Origin of the sequence: Pelomonas sp. V22 (genome assembly GCF_030014915.1) — a bacterium.
Classification (GTDB): Bacteria; Pseudomonadota; Gammaproteobacteria; order Burkholderiales; family Burkholderiaceae_C; genus JAUASW01.
This window is the reverse complement of the sequence record NZ_JAGIXS010000002.1, coordinates 608,490-623,933: the sequence shown is the minus strand read 5'-3', so window position 1 is coordinate 623,933 and position 15,444 is coordinate 608,490. Positions and strand designations below refer to the sequence as shown.

At 67.8% G+C, this 15,444-nt stretch carries 16 protein-coding genes; 3 read left to right on the top strand and 13 right to left on the bottom strand.

What is annotated here, in order from left to right:
- Window positions 1-52 precede the first annotated feature (52 nt).
- Genes J7U46_RS12255 through J7U46_RS12245 form a run of 3 tightly spaced genes read left to right on the top strand, consistent with a single transcriptional unit; the run spans window position 53 to window position 3,922 of the window.
- The gene (locus J7U46_RS12255; RefSeq protein WP_282826151.1) at window positions 53-1,438 is read left to right on the top strand and encodes a sensor domain-containing diguanylate cyclase; all 1,386 of its coding nucleotides are present in this window, start codon (window positions 53-55) and stop codon (window positions 1,436-1,438) included.
- Window positions 1,419-3,407 carry a TonB-dependent receptor gene (locus J7U46_RS12250; RefSeq protein WP_282826149.1) on the top strand — a complete coding sequence of 663 codons (1,989 nt, stop codon included), beginning with the start codon at window positions 1,419-1,421 and terminating at the stop codon, window positions 3,405-3,407. Before J7U46_RS12255 ends, J7U46_RS12250 begins: the two co-directional genes overlap by 20 nt.
- A complete protein-coding gene (locus tag J7U46_RS12245; RefSeq protein WP_282826147.1) occupies window positions 3,404-3,922 on the top strand; it encodes a YfiR family protein in 519 nt (172 codons plus the stop codon). The genes J7U46_RS12250 and J7U46_RS12245 overlap by 4 nt, the downstream gene beginning before the upstream one ends.
- A gap of 80 nt (window positions 3,923-4,002) precedes the next feature.
- On the opposite strand, the gene fliR is transcribed toward J7U46_RS12245, so the two are convergent.
- The 13 genes from fliR to fliF all read right to left on the bottom strand — a co-directional run bounded on the left by fliR (window position 4,003) and on the right by fliF (window position 15,332).
- A complete protein-coding gene (fliR, locus tag J7U46_RS12240; protein WP_282826146.1) occupies window positions 4,003-4,767 on the bottom strand; it encodes a flagellar biosynthetic protein FliR in 765 nt (254 codons plus the stop codon).
- 14 nt (window positions 4,768-4,781) lie between these two features.
- Complete coding sequence (gene fliQ, locus J7U46_RS12235; protein ID WP_282826145.1) at window positions 4,782-5,051, bottom strand: flagellar biosynthesis protein FliQ; 270 nt, start codon at window positions 5,049-5,051, stop codon at window positions 4,782-4,784.
- A gap of 4 nt (window positions 5,052-5,055) precedes the next feature.
- The gene (gene fliP / locus J7U46_RS12230; protein WP_282826144.1) at window positions 5,056-5,805 is read right to left on the bottom strand and encodes a flagellar type III secretion system pore protein FliP; all 750 of its coding nucleotides are present in this window, start codon (window positions 5,803-5,805) and stop codon (window positions 5,056-5,058) included.
- Window positions 5,795-6,151 (bottom strand): flagellar biosynthetic protein FliO, encoded by a 357-nt coding sequence (locus J7U46_RS12225; RefSeq protein ID WP_282826143.1) that lies wholly within the window; start codon window positions 6,149-6,151, stop codon window positions 5,795-5,797. Before J7U46_RS12225 ends, fliP begins: the two co-directional genes overlap by 11 nt.
- A 75-nt stretch (window positions 6,152-6,226) precedes the next feature.
- Entirely contained in the window at window positions 6,227-6,673 is a 447-nt protein-coding gene (gene fliN, locus J7U46_RS12220) for a flagellar motor switch protein FliN (protein WP_282826141.1), read from the bottom strand.
- Window positions 6,666-7,667, bottom strand: a complete 1,002-nt coding sequence (gene fliM / locus J7U46_RS12215; RefSeq protein ID WP_282826139.1) for a flagellar motor switch protein FliM — start codon at window positions 7,665-7,667, stop codon at window positions 6,666-6,668. The genes fliN and fliM overlap by 8 nt, the downstream gene beginning before the upstream one ends.
- Before the next feature lie 29 nt (window positions 7,668-7,696).
- On the bottom strand, window positions 7,697-8,305 hold the full coding sequence (locus J7U46_RS12210; RefSeq protein ID WP_282826137.1) for a flagellar basal body-associated FliL family protein: 609 nt from the start codon (window positions 8,303-8,305) through the stop codon (window positions 7,697-7,699).
- A 146-nt stretch (window positions 8,306-8,451) separates the two neighbouring features.
- Entirely contained in the window at window positions 8,452-9,852 is a 1,401-nt protein-coding gene (locus J7U46_RS12205) for a flagellar hook-length control protein FliK (RefSeq protein WP_282826135.1), read from the bottom strand.
- Window positions 9,853-9,889: 37 nt separating this feature from the next.
- The gene (fliJ, locus tag J7U46_RS12200; protein ID WP_282826133.1) at window positions 9,890-10,363 is read right to left on the bottom strand and encodes a flagellar export protein FliJ; all 474 of its coding nucleotides are present in this window, start codon (window positions 10,361-10,363) and stop codon (window positions 9,890-9,892) included.
- A 38-nt stretch (window positions 10,364-10,401) separates the two neighbouring features.
- Complete coding sequence (gene fliI / locus J7U46_RS12195; RefSeq protein ID WP_282826130.1) at window positions 10,402-11,826, bottom strand: flagellar protein export ATPase FliI; 1,425 nt, start codon at window positions 11,824-11,826, stop codon at window positions 10,402-10,404.
- Window positions 11,823-12,608, bottom strand: coding sequence for a FliH/SctL family protein (locus J7U46_RS12190; RefSeq protein WP_282826128.1), 786 nt, complete (start codon window positions 12,606-12,608; stop codon window positions 11,823-11,825). The genes fliI and J7U46_RS12190 overlap by 4 nt, the downstream gene beginning before the upstream one ends.
- Before the next feature lie 12 nt (window positions 12,609-12,620).
- Window positions 12,621-13,616: a flagellar motor switch protein FliG gene (gene fliG, locus J7U46_RS12185; protein ID WP_282826126.1), complete on the bottom strand. Its 996-nt coding sequence runs from the start codon at window positions 13,614-13,616 to the stop codon at window positions 12,621-12,623.
- Between the two features lie 21 nt (window positions 13,617-13,637).
- A complete protein-coding gene (gene fliF / locus J7U46_RS12180; protein ID WP_282826124.1) occupies window positions 13,638-15,332 on the bottom strand; it encodes a flagellar basal-body MS-ring/collar protein FliF in 1,695 nt (564 codons plus the stop codon).
- Window positions 15,333-15,444: the final 112 nt, after the last annotated feature.

The window sequence follows — 15,444 nt, the reverse complement described above, 5'->3', positions numbered from 1 at the left end:
TTCGCTTTAAATAGGCGCGAACCCATCAGGGGTTCAAGAAGCGAAGCGGGCCATGAGCAACCTCGCCACCGAGCACGAGCCGCCCGTGCAGGCCGTGCCAGCATCGACGTCGTCGTTGGGGGCGTCGGCGGCCAGCATGCCGCCGGCGCCGCCACGCCGATCACGCCAATCGCTGGTGCGACGGCTGAGCTGGCTCAATCTCAGCGTGCTCAGCCTGACCCTGGTCGTGACGCTCAGCCTGATCGCCTACCTGTCCTGGTGGCGTGTGCGTGAGCGCCAGGCGCAGGCCGCCGAGCTCAGCGCCGTGTTGCTGGCGAACAGCCTGGCCCCGGCCCTGGCCTTCAGTGACCGCGAGGCGGTTCGCAATGAACTCGCCGCCTTCTCGCGCCGCGCCGACCTGCTCGAGGTGCTGGTGCTGGACCAGGCCCAGGGTCTGGTCGGGCAATGGAAGGCGCCCGGCCTGGCCGTGGCACCGCGCGAGGTGGCGCCGCTCCGCCTGCGCGAGCCACGCACCGAGCAGCGCGGCATCGAGCTGGAGGTCTGGGTGCCGGTGCAGTTCAAGGGCGAGACGTTGGGCTCGCTTCGTCTGCGCGAAAGCCTGGAGAGCCTGCAGCGCGACGTGCTGAGCACGCTGGCCTTGGCAGCGCTGCTGACGCTGGCCGCCATCGCCATTGCGGCACGCGTGCTGCGCGTGGTGCAGAAGCGCGCGCTGGCGCCGCTGGTCGAGCTGTCGGCGCTGGCCGAGCAGGTCTCGCAGCGCCACGATTACAGCCGTCGGGGCACGATCTACCGCCAGGATGAGGTGGGGCGGCTGACCGAGCGCTTCAACGAAATGCTCAAGCGCATCGAGGTCTGGCAAGCCGATCTGAACCAGCAGCTCAAGACCGAGCAGGCGGTCGGCCTGCAGTACCAGCAGCTCGCCCACTACGACAGCCTCACGCAGCTGGCCAACCGACACTTCTTCCAGCAGGAGATCCAGCGCATGGTGGCGCAGACGGTGCGCGACGGCGCGCTGTCGGCCCTGATGTTCATCGACCTGGACAACTTCAAGCAGGTCAACGACCGCCATGGCCACGAGGCCGGCGACGAGGTGCTGCGCGAGGTGGCGCGGCGCATGCAGTCGGTGCTGCGCTTGTCGGACCGCTTGTGCCGCCTCGGTGGTGACGAGTTCGCGCTGCTGCTGCCCAATCTGCCGGATGAGGGCGGTGCCGAGCACCTGGCGGGCCGCCTGGTCGCGGCCGTGCGCGAGCCCATGCTGGTGCATGGCGAGCTGATGCCGGTCGGGGCCACCATTGGCCTGGCCTTCTGCCCATTGGATGCCTCGGACGCGGCCGGACTGCTGAACCGGGCCGACGCCGCCATGTACGTGGCCAAGCGGGCCGGCAAGAACACCTTCCGGCGGGCACAGAGGTCTTCGGATGAGCCGCCGGCCGCTTGAAAGCCTGCTGCTGGCGGCCGGGCTCATGGCTGCTACGCCGAGTTGGCCGCAGGCGGCGGCGCCGAACCTGGCGCCTCAAGCCGCGCCGGACAGCGATCTCAGCCTCGCCGACTTGCTGCGTCAGAGCCTGCCCGACGCCGGCCGCCGGGCCGAGGTCTCGACCGCCTCGCGCTTCGCCCAGCGCGCCGACCAGGCCCCGACGGTGACCTACGTGCTCACCGACGAAGACATCCGCAGCCATGGCATGCGCAACCTGGCTGATGTGCTGAATGCCTTGCCGGGCCTGTTCACGACCTACAACGGCTCGTTCAGCTTCATCGCCGCGCGCGGTCTCGGCCGGCCGGCCGATTTCAATGCACGGCTGCTGCTGCTGATCGATGGCATGCGAGCCAACGAGAACATCTACGACGCGGCCCTCGTCGACGAATTCCAGATCGACGTCGAGCTGATCGAGCGGGTCGAGTTCGCGCCGGGCCCGGGGTCGGCCCTGTACGGCAACAACGCGTTCTTTGGTGTCATCAACGTGATCACCAAGCGGGCTGACAAGCTCGGCGGTGCCCAGGTCCGCGCCAGTGCCGGCAGCGACCGTGTCGGCAAGCTGCTGGCCAGCTACGGGCGGCGCCTGGACGAGGGTGGCGAGTGGTGGCTGGCGCTCAGTGCAAGCGACCAGAACCGAATCCGGCTGCCGGTGGAGTCGCTTCCCGGCGAGCGCGAAGCCCTGCTGGATCGCAACAGCGAGCGCTTCAAGCGGCTCGTCGCTGCCTGGTCGCGCGGCGGCTGGCACTTGCGCGCGGGCCTCACGGATCGGCTGCGCCTGCTGCCTTTCGCCGTGAGTCATGCCCAGCCGCGTGATTTCGGAACCCAGGTGCAGCAATCGCGCCTGTCCTTCGCCAGCCTGCGCTACCAGGGGGAACTGGGCCCGGACTGGGACTGGGAGCTGCACCTGTCCACGCAGCGCTCGCTCTACCACTCCGACACGCCAACGCCGCTCGAGTACCAGCTCGGCGACTACCGAGCCCGCGCCCTCGGACGCTGGCATGACGCCGAACTGCTGCTCGGCACCCAGCGCTGGACCGGCCAGCGCTGGATCGCCGGTCTGGCCCTCCATCACGACAGGCTGCAGGAGCTGTCCTATGGCCTGCGAGACCATGAGCTGGACCAGTTGTCCTATGGCAAGAACCGCAATGCAGCCCTTTTTTTGCAGGACGAGATCCGGCTCGGCGAGCGCCAGCAACTGGTGCTGGGCTGGCGCTATGACCACTCCGAGTACTTCGGTCATCGCGCGAACCCTCGCCTCGCGTGGAACTGGCGACCGGACGACAACAGCAGCCTGAAGCTGCAGCACGGCAGTGCGTTTCGCAATGCCAACCTCTTTGAGTTCGACACCAACAACAGCCTGGGCGCAGGGCTGCCCCGGTCGGAGCGGATCCGGACGACCGAGCTCGCCTGGGACCAGTCGCTGGGCGATGGCCTGCGCTACAGCGCCTCGGTCTACCGCTCGCGCATGCTGGACCTGATCACGCCGGGCGCCGAGATCCCCGACTATCAGAATGCCGGCCCGACCCATGCGAAGGGCCTGGAGCTGGGCCTGGACAAGCAATGGCAGGGCGGCACGCGCCTGAACCTGGCCCTGTCGCTGCAGCACACGCATGACGAGCAGGACAGAGAGCTCAGCAACTCGCCAACGCGACTCCTGAAGGCGCGGCTGTCGTTGCCGCTGGCGCCGGGCTGGCAACTCGGCTGGCAGATGCTGGCCATGAGCCGGCGCGAGACCAGCGTCGGCCCGCTGGCCGGGCATGTCATCCATCACCTGAACCTGGGCTGGGAGCTCGATGCAGCCACGCAACTCGGCATCGGCCTCTACAACGCGACCGACACGCGCTTTTTCGACCGCACCGATCCCTTTGGTCCGCCGCTGCAGCAGGAGCGGCGCACGCTGCGCATCCAGCTGACGAGGCGGTTCCCATGAGCGCGCGCAGCAGGCTGGTAACGGTCGTGGCGATGATGGCCTCGGCGATGTCGTGTGCCGCCACGGCCGAGCAGGCCGAGGCTCAGCTGAAGGCGGCCTTCATCTATCGCTTCGTCCAGTACACCCAATGGCCGCCGCCACCGCTGCAGGAGTTCAGCTACTGCGTGGCCGGACGCGGCAGTCTTCCCGAGGCGCTGCGTGCCGTGTCGCGAAAGCCGCTGGACGTGCCGAGCGTGCAATTTCATCTGCTGAACACCCCGGAGCAGGCACGGCGCTGCCAACTGCTGGTGCTGACCTTCGATGAGCGCGCCGAACTGCAGCGCTGGCTGCAGTCGCTGGCTGATGCGCCGGTGCTGGTGGTGGGGGAAGGGGCCGAGGCGTTTCGAGCCGGCGCCTCGATTGCGCTCGCGGTCGAGCCCAATGGCCTGAGCTTCCGCGTCAACCTCGGCGAGGCGCGCAAGCGGGGCCTGATGCTGAGCTCGCAGCTCCTGAAGCTGGCCCGCGAAGTCAGGTAGCGGGCAAGCGCTGGGCCGGTCCCGAACTGCCCGCCACCCCCTCGGGGGGGCGCCTGACGCGCAGCGTCAGGCCAGCGGGCTCACGTGAACGCAGCCAGCATCCGTTCCAGGGCAATCATGAAGGGCTGATGCATCAGCGGCAGCGTGGCCACCATGCCGATCAGGCCGATGCTCACCGTCAACGGGAAGCCAACCGAGAACACATTGATCTGCGGTGCCACGCGCGAGATCACGCCCATCACCAGGTTGACGAAGAGCAGCATGGTGACCAGGGGCAGGGCGATCCACAGGCCCATGCGGAAGATCTCGGCGCCCCAGGTCTGCGGCTGGGCCACGCGCAGGAAGTGGAAGGGCTCCTCGCCCACCGGGAAGGCCTGGAAGCTCTGCACCAGGGCATTGATCAGCAGCAGGTGGCCGTTGATGGCGATGAACAGGAAGGCCACCATGGAGCCGAAGAAGCGCGCACTGGCCGTGCCCTGGCTGCCGGTGGCGGGGTCGAAGAAGCCGGCGAAGTTGAGACCCATCTGCAGGCCGATGACTTCACCGGCGAACTCCAGCGCTGCGAACACCACGCGCACGGCAAAGCCCATCGAGAGCCCGATCAGCAACTGCTGCGCCAGCAGCATCATGAGCAGCGGCGGCGAATCGAGCGGCTGGATGGGCATCTCCGGCAGCGAGGGCTGGGCCGCCAGCGAGATGAACACCGCGAGGCCCACGCGCACCCGCATCGGCACATTGCGCTGGCTGAAGATGGGCATGCCCGCGAACAGGGCGAGCGTACGTATCGCCGGCCACAGCAGCGGATTCAGCCAGGCCAGCAGCTGGGCCTCGGTGACGCTGAACATGGACGTCTTCTACTTCAGCCGACGACCGAGGGAATGCTCTGCAGCGTGCGCTGGATGTACTCGACCAGGGTGGTCATCATCCAGGGCCCGGCCAGGGCCAGCACCAGGACGGCGGCCACGACCTTGGGCACGAAGGACAGCGTGGCCTCGTTGATCTGCGTGGCCGCCTGGAACACGCTGACCAGCACGCCCACCGTCAGCACGGTCAGCAGCACCGGCGCGGCCACCAGCATCAGGATGTAGAGGCCTTGCTGGCCGAAGGTGAAGACTTGTTGGGCGTCCATGGCTTCAGGTCACAAAGGAGGCTGCGAGCGAGCCGAGAAGAAGATTCCAGCCATCGGCCAATACGAACAGCATCAGCTTGAAGGGCAGGGCCACCAGCACGGGTGACAGCATCATCATGCCGAGGCTCATCAGCACCGAGCTGACAATCATGTCGATGACCAGGAAGGGGATGAAGATCAGGAAGGCGATCTGGAAGGCTGATTTGAGCTCGCTGGTCACGAAGGCCGGCACCAGCACCTTGAAGGGCACGGCCTCCGGCTTCACCGACGCGTCCAGCTTGGCCAGGCGCGAGAACAAGGCCATGTCGGACTGGCGGGTCTGCTTGAGCATGAAGCCGCGCATCGGCACCTCGGCCTTCTGCAGCGCCACCTCGAAGCTGATCTGGCCGCTGTTGTAGGGCTGCCAGGCGTCGGCATAGACCTTGTCCAGCGTCGGGCCCATCACGAAGAAGGTCAGGAACAAGGACAGGCCGATGATCACCTGGTTAGGCGGCGCGGCCTGCGTTCCGAGGGCCTGACGCATCAGCGAGAGCACGATGACGATGCGGGTGAAACCCGTCATCATCAGGAGCACGGCCGGCAGGAAGCCGAGCGCGGTGAAGAACAGCAGGGTCTGGATGGGCACCGAGTAGCTGTTGCCACCGGCGCCCTGGCCAATGATCAAGGGCAGGGTGCCCGGTGCGGTGGCCTGCTGCGCGAATGCCGCGACGCTGCCGGCCAGGAGCAGCAAGGCCAGCGAGAGCTTACGAAGCATCGCCGCTCCCGGAGTTGCCTCGCATGCGCGCCTTCAATTGCTCGGCAAAGGGCAGGGCATGCGCCGTCGGCGCCGCTTCAGGCTGCGGGGGCATCACATGCAAGGTGCTGATCTGCGCACCGGTCACGCCCAGCACCAGCCAGCGGCGGTCTTCACCCTGGCCCACCTCGACGGTCACGATGCGCTGGTTGGGCGACAGCGGCAGCAGGGCCACGGTGCGCATCTGGCCGGCTGCAGCGCCGCCACCCATGGGCGTGCGCTTGAGCAGCCACAGGGCGAGCGGGATCAGGCACAGGATGGCCAGGAACCAGAGGAAGGGGAGCAGGCTGGATGAAGGAGATGACATGGCAGCCTGATTCTGGCTGCGATGCGCTCCGCCAATCCGCCGTTCAGGGGCGGATTCCAGGCGCTTCAGCGAGCTTTACTGGCCTTTGGAGAGACGCCGCATCCGTTCGGACGGCGTCACGATGTCGGTCAGGCGGATACCGAACTTGTCGTTCACCACGACCACTTCGCCCTGGGCAATCAGATAGCCGTTGACCAGCACGTCCATGGGCTCGCCAGCCAGGGCGTCGAGTTCCACGACAGAGCCCTGGGCCAGCTGCAGGATGTTCTTGATCGGGATGCGGGTGCGGCCGAGTTCAACGGTGAGCTGGACCGGGATGTCCAGGATCATGTTGATGTCGCTGCCCGGCATGTTGCCCGGCGTGGGGCTGAAGTTGGCGAAGCTGGCGGCCGCCACCTGCTCCTGCGGCGCGGCCACTTCCTCGGCCACTTCGGTGCCGCCTCCGGGGTTGGCTTCGGCGAGCGCAGCAGCCCATTCGGCCGCCATCGCGTCCTGTTCTTCTTGCGACGGGGTATCAGGCATTGCGGGCTCCCAGCCAGCCCTGGTCGGGGCCGGTCAGCATGTTTTCGACCTTCAGGGCGTACTTGCCGTTCGAGGTGCCGTAGTGGCAGTCGAACACCGGCACGCCATCGACCTTGGCCTTGATCAGTTGTTCCAGGTCCAGCTCGATGAAATCACCAGGCTTGAAGGCCAGCAGTTGTTCCACCGTCGCCGGCGCCGTGCCGAGCTCGGCCACCAACTCCACCTGGGCGGCCTGGATCTGGTGCTTCAGCAGGTTGACCCAGCGGCGGTCGGGCTCGGTCGAGTCGCCGACCGTGGTCGAGTACAGCACGTCGCGTATCGGTTCCAGCGTCGAGTAGGGCACGCAGAAATAGACGGTGCCGCTCGTTTCGCCGATTTCCAGCGTGAACGAGGTCGAGACCACGATCTCGCTGGGCGTGGCGATGGTGGCGAACTGCGGCTGCATTTCCGAGCGCTGGTATTCGAGCTCCAGCGGGTAAATGCCGGTCCAGGCCTTCTTGTACTCGGCCGTGATCACCTCGACGAGGCGCAGGATCACGCGCTGCTCGGTGGCGGAGAAGTCGCGGCCCTCGATGCGCGCATGGAACTTGCCGATGCCGCCGAACAGCGAGTCGATCACCGCGAACACCAGGGTCGGGTCGCAGACGATCAGCCCCGAGCCGCGCAGCGGCTTGACCGAGACGATGTTGAAGTTCGTGGGCACCACGATCTCGCGCAGGAAGGCGCTGTACTTCTGCACCTTGATGCCGCCGATGGCGACTTCCGGACTCTTGCGGATGAAGTTGAACAGGCCGACGCGGATGTTGCGGGCGAAGCGCTCGTTGATGATTTCCATCGTGGGCATGCGCCCACGAACAATCCGCTCCTGGCTGGCCAGGTTGTAGTCGCGGATGCCCCCCTGCTGGACTTCTTCGGCTTCGAGCTTCTGGCTCTCACCGGTGATGCCCTGCAGCAGTGCATCAACTTCGTCTTGCGAGAGGATTTGCTGATTCATGGTGGAGAACCGTCAACAAGCTTTTTGGCTTACTGGACGATGAAATTGGAGAACAGCACCTGCGTGACCGGGCTGACCACAACGACCTTCTTTTTCTTCTTTTTCTTCTTGGCGGTGTCGGCGGCGGCGGCTTCTTCTTCCTCGTCCTCGTCGGGCAGGTCCACGCCCATGGGGCGGACCGACTCGCGCATGATTTCCTTGGCCAGCTTCTCCTTGCCTTCGCGCGTCAGCAGCTCGGCCGAGGTCTTGTGCGAGAGCACCATCAGGATGTTGCTGCGGATGGCCGGCATGTAGGCCTTGACCTGGTCAGCGATCTTGGCGTCGCCCACTTCCAGCGTCACACCCACTTGCGCGAAGCGGTCCACGTCCTTGTCGGCCAGGTTGACCGTGAACGGATCCAGCGGCACGAAGACCGGCGGATGGCTGGGGTCGACCTTGTGAGCGGCGGCCGGTGCGTGCGCGGCGGGCGCGGCTTCCTCGCCGTCCTCGCCTTCAGCGGGCGTCTTCTTCTTCAGCGCCAGGAAGGCACCGCCGGCGACCAGGACGAGCACCAGCACGCCGACCACGATGATGATCAGCTTCTTCTTGCTGCCGCCTGCGGGGGCGGCGGCGGCGTCTGCGGCGGGCGCTGTGGCCATTGAAAGGGCTCCTGGTTCATGCCCACCGCCTCATGCGAAGGCATGAGGGCGGATGAGCCTGGCTCCGATTATTGAAAACTCCGGCGCCGGGGATTCGAAAAATAACAGGGCAAAGCACTCAGTTATGAAGGGCCCTGTCCAGGGGCTCAAGCATAAAGGTCCAGCACGCCCTGGCTGCGCGGTGCTGGCGTGCGGCTGTTGTTGGCCTGGGCCGACAGCAGTTCGGCGTCGCTGGGCAGGCCGCTGTGGCTCATGCTGCTACCTCCGGTCGCGGCCTGCTGGGCCTGCTCGCGGGCCTGCTGCTGGCTTTGCTCGAAGACGCCGCCGCCGCTGAGCGTCAGGCCCTGGTCGCGCAGCGCGGCCGCGAGCTCGGGCAGGCTTTGCTCCAGCACCTGGCGCGTCTCGGCCTGCACCGCATGGAAGGCGATCTGCGCCTGCTGGCCGTCGACGGTGATCTGCACCGACACCGGGCCCATCTCGGCCGGGTTGAGCTGCAGCTGCGCCTGCTGCACGCCCTCGGCCGCCAGCAGTGCCAAGCGGGCCGACAGGGCGGGCGCAAACTCGGGGCTGTGCAGTGGCTGCGCGAGGGCCATGGTGCTGGGGGCGCCGCTGCCGGCCGCCTGGGCCGAGCGCGGATTGCTCAGCGCCTGCAGATGGGCGGCAAAGCTGCCGGGGCCACCGGTGGGCGCCTGCGCATTGGGGGCGGCCAATGCCTCGGCGGCGCGGGCCAGCTGGGCCTCGCCCACCATTTGCGCCTGGCCGTCGAGGGCCTCGCCCAGCTTCAGCTGGCCGGCGGCCACGGCGGCGGCGGCCTGGCCCTGGGCCGTGGCGCTCTTGGCTGACGAAGCCGCCAGGGCGGATCCATCGGCGGGCAGCAGGGTCTGCAGCCGTGCGTCTGGCGCGGCCTCGGTGGCGGGCTTGTCGGTACTGCCGGCAGTGGCTGCTTTCACCGGCGCGCTGGCCGGGGCATTGATCATCTGCAGGATGGCCTGGGCGACGCTGGCGTCAGCGTCGACGCTTGCGTCCGCCGAAGCATCCTCACCGGGTTCGGTCGTCGCTGCGGCGGCCATGTCGTCGGCGGCGCAAGAGACGGTCACTGGCTCGCCGGGCGTTTGCTGCGCCTTGGCTGCTTCGTTGCCGGGCTTGAGGGCCTGGCCGGTGGCAGCCTTGGCCGCGCGCCTGTTGCGGGCGTCGCCACGGTTTTCGGTGCTGCCGGCTTCCTGAGCGGCTGCCGTTTCGCTCTCGCCCTCGGTGCCGGCCGTGGTGCTGTCGGCGGCCTGATCGTCCTCGCGCGCCTCGGCCTTGCGAGCCTTGGCGGCCGGCTGGGCCGGCGCTGCCTGGGCCGCAGGCGCGGCTGGGGCCGGGCTGGCGGCTTTGGGCGCCTCGGGCTTGGGGGCGGCGATCTTGTCGCGCAGCAGATCGGAGAAGGCGGCACCGCCAGCTTCCGCGCCAGTGCCGGTGCGGGCGTTGCCGCCCAGGCCCAGCGTGGGCAAGAGGGCGGTGTTGGTGCGGGCACCGGTCTGGGCGCTGGGAGTCGTACTGCTCATGGGGAGATCCTTGTTCGGGCGTGGCGCTGCGGGTGCTTCAGGCCGACAGGCGCATCGCAGGCGTGTAGGCCGCCAGGGCGGCGCGGGCGGCCTGCTCGTCGGTGGCCTTCTGCTCCTGGCGCAGCTGGCCGCGCAGTTGCTCCTGGCGGCGGCGCTCGATCAGCTTGCGCACCGAGGCCACGCGCATCTCGCGCTCCCGCAGCAGCTCCTGCGCCTGCGACAGATGGCCTTCAGCATGGCTGGCCACATTGCCCTGGCTGGTGATGGCCTGGTCCAGGCGGGTGCCAAAGGTCTGGTAGCAACCCAGGATGTCGACCGTGGTTCGCTGTGCGAATTGCTGGGTCCAGCGCTGCTGGTACTCCTGCCGGTAGTCGCTCAGCTGGTTGGCCTGGACGCGGGCCGCTTCGGCGCGCGCGCGCGCCTGCTGCAGCACCTGCAGGGCCTGGTCGCGCTCGGCTTCGGCACGCTCGAGCAGGATCAACAGTGCCGACAGATTCTGGCTAGCGCTCATGACGAAGATCTCCTTCTTGGCTTATCGGCATGTTCTATTCAGGCTTGAAGCATGACTTGGCCCAACTGTGAAATGCTGCCGGCCAGCGGAGCGGCGCTGTGCATGTCTTGCTGGAGCAGGCGGTTCATGTCGGGGTGGAGGTGCACGGCGAGGTCCAGGTCGGGGTCGTTGCCTTGCTGGTAGGCCCCCAGCTGGATCAGGTCGCGGGCCTTGTTGTATTTCGCGAGCAGTTGGCGGAAACGCCGGGCCGCCTCGATATGGGGCTGCTTGGCCACATTGCTCATCACCCGCGAAATCGAGCGTTCGACGTCGATGGCCGGGTAGTGGCCGGCCTCGGCCAACTCGCGCGACAGCACGATGTGGCCGTCCAGGATGCCTCGGGCGGCGTCGGCAATCGGGTCCTGCTGGTCGTCGCCCTCGGACAGCACGGTGTAGAAGGCGGTGATCGAGCCCTCGCCCGAGAGGCCGTTGCCGCTGCGCTCGACCAGCTGCGGCAGCTTGGCGAAGCAGGACGGCGGATAGCCCTTGGTGGCCGGCGGCTCGCCGATGGCCAGGGCGATCTCGCGTTGGGCCATCGCGTAGCGGGTCAGCGAATCCATCAGCAGCAGCACATGCTGGCCGCGATCGCGGAAATGCTCGGCGATGGCCGTGGCATAGGTGGCACCCTGCATGCGCACCAGCGGCGGCGCGTCGGCCGGCGCGGCCACGACGACCGAGCGCTGCAGGCCTTCCTCGCCGAGGATGTCCTCGATGAATTCCTTCACTTCGCGGCCGCGCTCACCGATCAGGCCCACGACGATCACGTCGGCCTGGGTGTAGCGCGCCATCATGCCGAGCAGCACCGATTTGCCGACGCCGGTGCCGGCGAACAGACCGAGGCGCTGGCCCCGGCCCACGGTGAGCATGGCATTGATCGCGCGCACGCCGGTGTCCAGCGGCGTGCGGATGGGTTCGCGGTCCATCGCATTGATGGGGCGGCGGATCATGGGCTCGTCCTGCACCAGTTCCAGCGGGCCCTTGCGGTCCAGCGGATGGCCATGCGAATCGACCACGCGGCCCAGCAGGCCGTCGCCCATGGGCAGGTGCAGGCCCCGGTCTTCGCCACGCCGCCACAGATGCTGGGGCTGGCCCAGCTGCGGTGCCTGCGCTGGCGCGACGCGCGGCAGCACCAGGGCGCCGCTGGACAGGCCTTGCACTTCATCCGTCGGCATCAGGTAGGCGCGATCACCGGAGAAACCCACGACCTCGGCCTTGACTGGCGCACTGCCCCGGCGCGGGTTGGCGCTGGTGCTGGGCATGTGGATTTCGCAGACTGAGCCGACCGGCACGCGCACGCCGGTGGCTTCCAGCACCATGCCGGCCACGCGCACCAGCTTGCCTTGTGGCTCCAGCGGTACCGGGTTGGCGGCGAAGGCCTGGAGGTCGTCCAGGTAGCGCGTCCAACGTTCCTGGCGAGCGCTCATTCGACGCTCTCCTCAGAAGGGCCGCCACCTCGCCGGTCTTCCCACAGCGAGCTCTGCCCCATCGCGGCGGCAGCTTGCTGCCAGCGCGTGGCCATGGTGGCGTCGACGCTGGAGATGTCGGAATCGACCTTGCAGCCGCCGCGCGCCACCTCGGGGTCGGGAATGATCTGGGCCTCGCGGGCCCGCATTTCCTCGCCGGCGCCGTCCTGCACCAAGGGCAGGTCGGCCGGGTTGACGCGCACCCGCACATGGCGGGCCGAGAGCAGCAGGGCCTCGACCGCGTCATGTGCGACGCGGGCGATGAATTCGGGGTTCTGCTTGAGCTCGCTGCGCACCACCTGGCGCGCCAGTTCGACGGCGCAGCGCGCCAGCGTCTCGCTCATCTGGCCCTCGAGCGCCAGCAGTTCGGCGTCGAAGTTGCTTGCCAGCTTGCCGATCTGCGCGCTCATCTGGGTGGCGAAGCTGTGCTTGAACGCATCGAGCGCGGCCATGCCATCGCGGTAGCCGTCCTGGTAGCCGGCCTGGCGGGCGGCATGCAGCTGCTCGTGCAGATCGGGCGCGGGCGGTGGCGGTGGTGCCTCGGCCGGTGCCGGGGCGGCCGCGGGCGCGTTCATCGTGGGGTTGCCGCGCGGATTGGCCGGCTTGCCGCTGAGCGCGTCGGGGCTCCAGGCGGCGAAGCCGCTGAGCTCTTCGCGCGGGATGAAGCGGGCATAGATCTCGCGCCGCTCCTCGCCCGACCGGCGTTCCGGCGGGGGGACCTGGCGAGGTGCTCGGGTGGCCATCTAGCTGCTGCCTCAGACGAACTGGTCGTCGCCGCCGCCGACCAGCACGATCTGGCCCTCGTCGACCAGGCGGCGCACGATCTTGAGCATTTCCTTCTGCTCGGACTCCACCTCGGAGAGCCGCACCGGACCGCGCGTGTCGAGGTCTTCGCGCAGCGTTTCGGCGGCACGGGTCGACATGTTGCGGAAGACCTTCTCGCGCAGCTCGGCATTGGCGCCCTTGAGGGCCACGACCAGCGATTCGCTCTGCACTTCCTTGAGCACGGCCTGGATGCCCTTGTCGTCGATCTTCTCCAGATCGTCAAAGGTGAACATGTTGTCCATGATCTTCTGCGCCAGGTCGGAGTCGGCCTCGCGGATGTAGTCCAGCACCGAGGCTTCGACGCTGGAGCCCATCATGTTGATGATCTCGGCCGCCGTCTTCACGCCGCCCAGCGAGCTCTTCTTCATGCGCTCGCCGCCGGCCAGCAGCTGGCTCATCACCTCGTTCAAATCCTTCAGAGCGGTGGGCTGGATGCCGTCCAGCGTGGCGATGCGGATCAGCACCTCGTTGCGCTGGCGCTCGGTGAAGACCTTCAGCACCGAGCTGGTCTGGTCATGGTCCAGGTGGGAGAGCACGGCCGCGATGATCTGCGGGTGCTCGTTGCGCAGCAGCTCGGCCACCGAGCCCGAGTCCATCCACTTGAGGCTCTCGATCGAACTCACGTCGCTGCCCTGCAGGATGCGGTCCAGCAGCAGGTTGGCCTTGTCGTCGCCCAGGGCCTTGCGCAGCACCGTGCGCACGTACTCGTCGGTGTCCTGCACCAGCATGCTCTGGGTTTCGGCCACGGCGTCGAAGCGGGTCAGCACCTGCTCGACCTTCTCGCGCGGGATCACCTTGAGCTTGGCGATGGTCTCGCCGAGCTTCTGCACTTCCTTGGGCTGCAGGTGCTTGAAGACCTCGGAGGCCTCTTCCTCACCCAGCGACATCAGCAGGATGGCTGCATCCTCAACGCCTTGTTCGTCCATGTTTGCTGCCTCTTTGCGGTGTCAGGCCGTGCCGCTGATCCACTCGCGCATGATGTTGGCCACGGCCAGCGGATTGTCGCGCGCCAACTGGCGGGCGCGCTCCAGCTTCTCGTTGTGCAGAGGGGCTTCCAGCTGCGGCAGTTGCGAGCCATCGGGCAGCGCGTTCTCGTCGTCCACCACGGCGTCAAGCTGCTGGCCGGCGATCTCGGCAACGGCCTTCTCTTCGGGCGGCGGCGGGTTCACCGCGCGGATCGCCGGGCGCACCATGCCGAACACCGCGATCAGGGCCACGATCACCAGGGCCGCAGGCACGACGGCGGCGCGCAGCAGGTCCAGCAGCCAGGGCTGCTTCCAGACCGGCACTTCCACCGTCTCGACCTTCTCCTGGATGAAGGGCGCGCTGACCACCTTGACCGAGTCGCCCCGGTCGGCGCTGAAACCCAACGCTTCCTTGACCAGGTCGCTGAGCTTGTCCAGTTCGGCCTGGGGCAGGGCGGCGCTCGAGGGCTTGCCCTTGGGATCGACCGTGGTGCGGTGGTTGACCACCACGGCCGCGTTCAGGCGGCGCACCACACCGGTGGCGTTGCGGGTCACGCGCACGGTCTTGTCCAGCTCGTACTGGGTCGAGGCATCGCGGCGCGAGTTGTTGTTGCCGGCGCCGCCTTGCGTGGCCTGCAGCGGGGCCGAGGCACCGTTGATCGGCGCGGTGGCCGGCACCGGCGGCTGGTTGGTCGCGGCGCCGGGCACGCCGGTGGGCTGCTGCGGCGTGGCGTTCTGCGATTCGCTGCTTTGCTGTACGCGCACCGCAGCACTGGCGTTCTGGCCCTGGTTGGGCTTGTATTCCTCGGCGGTTGATTCGGTCTGCGAGAAGTCGACGTCGGCGGTGACCGTGGTGCGCAGGTTGTCGCGGCCGACCACCGGTTCCAGCAGCTCGTAGATGCGCTTGTTCAGGTTGGCCTCGACCTGCTGCTTGTATTGCAGCTGCTGGCTGTCGAGGCCCGAGCCGTTGTCGGCCGGCGTGGAGATCAGGGCACCCGTGTGGTCCAGCACACTGACGGCCTTCGGGTTGAGCTCGGGCACTGAGGCGGAGACCAGGTGCACGATGCCGGCCACCTGGGCGCGGTCCAGCGTGCGGCCGCCGCGCAGCGTCAGCATCACCGAGGCGCTGGGCTTCTGCTGTTCGCGGAAGAAGCCGTTCTGCTGCGGCATGGCCAGGTGGACGCGGGCGTCGGCCACGTCGGCGAGGGCGGTGATGGTGCGGGTCAGCTCGCCTTCGAGGGCCCGCTGGAAATTGAGGCGCTCGTTGAACTGGGTCTGGCCGATGGAGGTCTTGTCCATCAGCTCGAAGCCCACGGTGCTGCCCTTGGGCAAGCCGCTAGAGGCCAGCTTCATGCGCACGTCGTAGACCTGGGACGCCGGCACGAGGATGGTGCCGCCAGGCTCGTTGCGGTAGGGCACGTTCATCGCCGCGAGCTGGGCAATGATGGCGCCGCCGTCCTTGTCGGACAGGCCGGTGAAGACCGGGCGGAAATCGCCCTGGCTGGACCACAGCGTCATCGCCAGCACAGCGGCCGCCAGTGCTGCTAGGCCGGCCACGAAGCTCAGCTTGGAGCGCAGCGGCATCGCCGCCACCCGCGCCGCGAAGCCGGGCTGCGCCGGTTCAGCGTCGATGACGTTGCCGGCGGCATTGAGGTTGGGGCTGAGGGCGTTGTCCATGGCTGGGGTCGGTTGCTCGCGGGTTCTTGGGGCGCTCTGGGCGGCATGCTCCCGCTGGCTCCGATTATTTAGAAATGCCCCCTCAAGAAAGCCAGGAACAGGCCGATGAAGC

What these genes read in the sequence shown, in the direction of transcription:
- J7U46_RS12205 (WP_282826135.1), bottom strand. Translation starts at nt 9,852, where the DNA reads ATGAGCAGTACGACTCCCAGCGCCCAGACCGGTGCCCGCACCAACACC.
- fliJ (WP_282826133.1), bottom strand. Translation starts at nt 10,363, where the DNA reads ATGAGCGCTAGCCAGAATCTGTCGGCACTGTTGATCCTGCTCGAGCGT.
- fliM (WP_282826139.1), bottom strand. Translation starts at nt 7,667, where the DNA reads ATGAATCAGCAAATCCTCTCGCAAGACGAAGTTGATGCACTGCTGCAG.
- J7U46_RS12245 (WP_282826147.1), top strand. Translation starts at nt 3,404, where the DNA reads ATGAGCGCGCGCAGCAGGCTGGTAACGGTCGTGGCGATGATGGCCTCG.
- J7U46_RS12190 (WP_282826128.1), bottom strand. Translation starts at nt 12,608, where the DNA reads ATGGCCACCCGAGCACCTCGCCAGGTCCCCCCGCCGGAACGCCGGTCG.
- fliR (WP_282826146.1), bottom strand. Translation starts at nt 4,767, where the DNA reads ATGTTCAGCGTCACCGAGGCCCAGCTGCTGGCCTGGCTGAATCCGCTG.
- fliI (WP_282826130.1), bottom strand. Translation starts at nt 11,826, where the DNA reads ATGAGCGCTCGCCAGGAACGTTGGACGCGCTACCTGGACGACCTCCAG.
- fliG (WP_282826126.1), bottom strand. Translation starts at nt 13,616, where the DNA reads ATGGACGAACAAGGCGTTGAGGATGCAGCCATCCTGCTGATGTCGCTG.
- fliF (WP_282826124.1), bottom strand. Translation starts at nt 15,332, where the DNA reads ATGGACAACGCCCTCAGCCCCAACCTCAATGCCGCCGGCAACGTCATC.
- J7U46_RS12255 (WP_282826151.1), top strand. Translation starts at nt 53, where the DNA reads ATGAGCAACCTCGCCACCGAGCACGAGCCGCCCGTGCAGGCCGTGCCA.
- fliN (WP_282826141.1), bottom strand. Translation starts at nt 6,673, where the DNA reads ATGCCTGATACCCCGTCGCAAGAAGAACAGGACGCGATGGCGGCCGAA.
- J7U46_RS12250 (WP_282826149.1), top strand. Translation starts at nt 1,419, where the DNA reads ATGAGCCGCCGGCCGCTTGAAAGCCTGCTGCTGGCGGCCGGGCTCATG.
- fliQ (WP_282826145.1), bottom strand. Translation starts at nt 5,051, where the DNA reads ATGGACGCCCAACAAGTCTTCACCTTCGGCCAGCAAGGCCTCTACATC.
- fliP (WP_282826144.1), bottom strand. Translation starts at nt 5,805, where the DNA reads ATGCTTCGTAAGCTCTCGCTGGCCTTGCTGCTCCTGGCCGGCAGCGTC.
- J7U46_RS12225 (WP_282826143.1), bottom strand. Translation starts at nt 6,151, where the DNA reads ATGTCATCTCCTTCATCCAGCCTGCTCCCCTTCCTCTGGTTCCTGGCC.
- J7U46_RS12210 (WP_282826137.1), bottom strand. Translation starts at nt 8,305, where the DNA reads ATGGCCACAGCGCCCGCCGCAGACGCCGCCGCCGCCCCCGCAGGCGGC.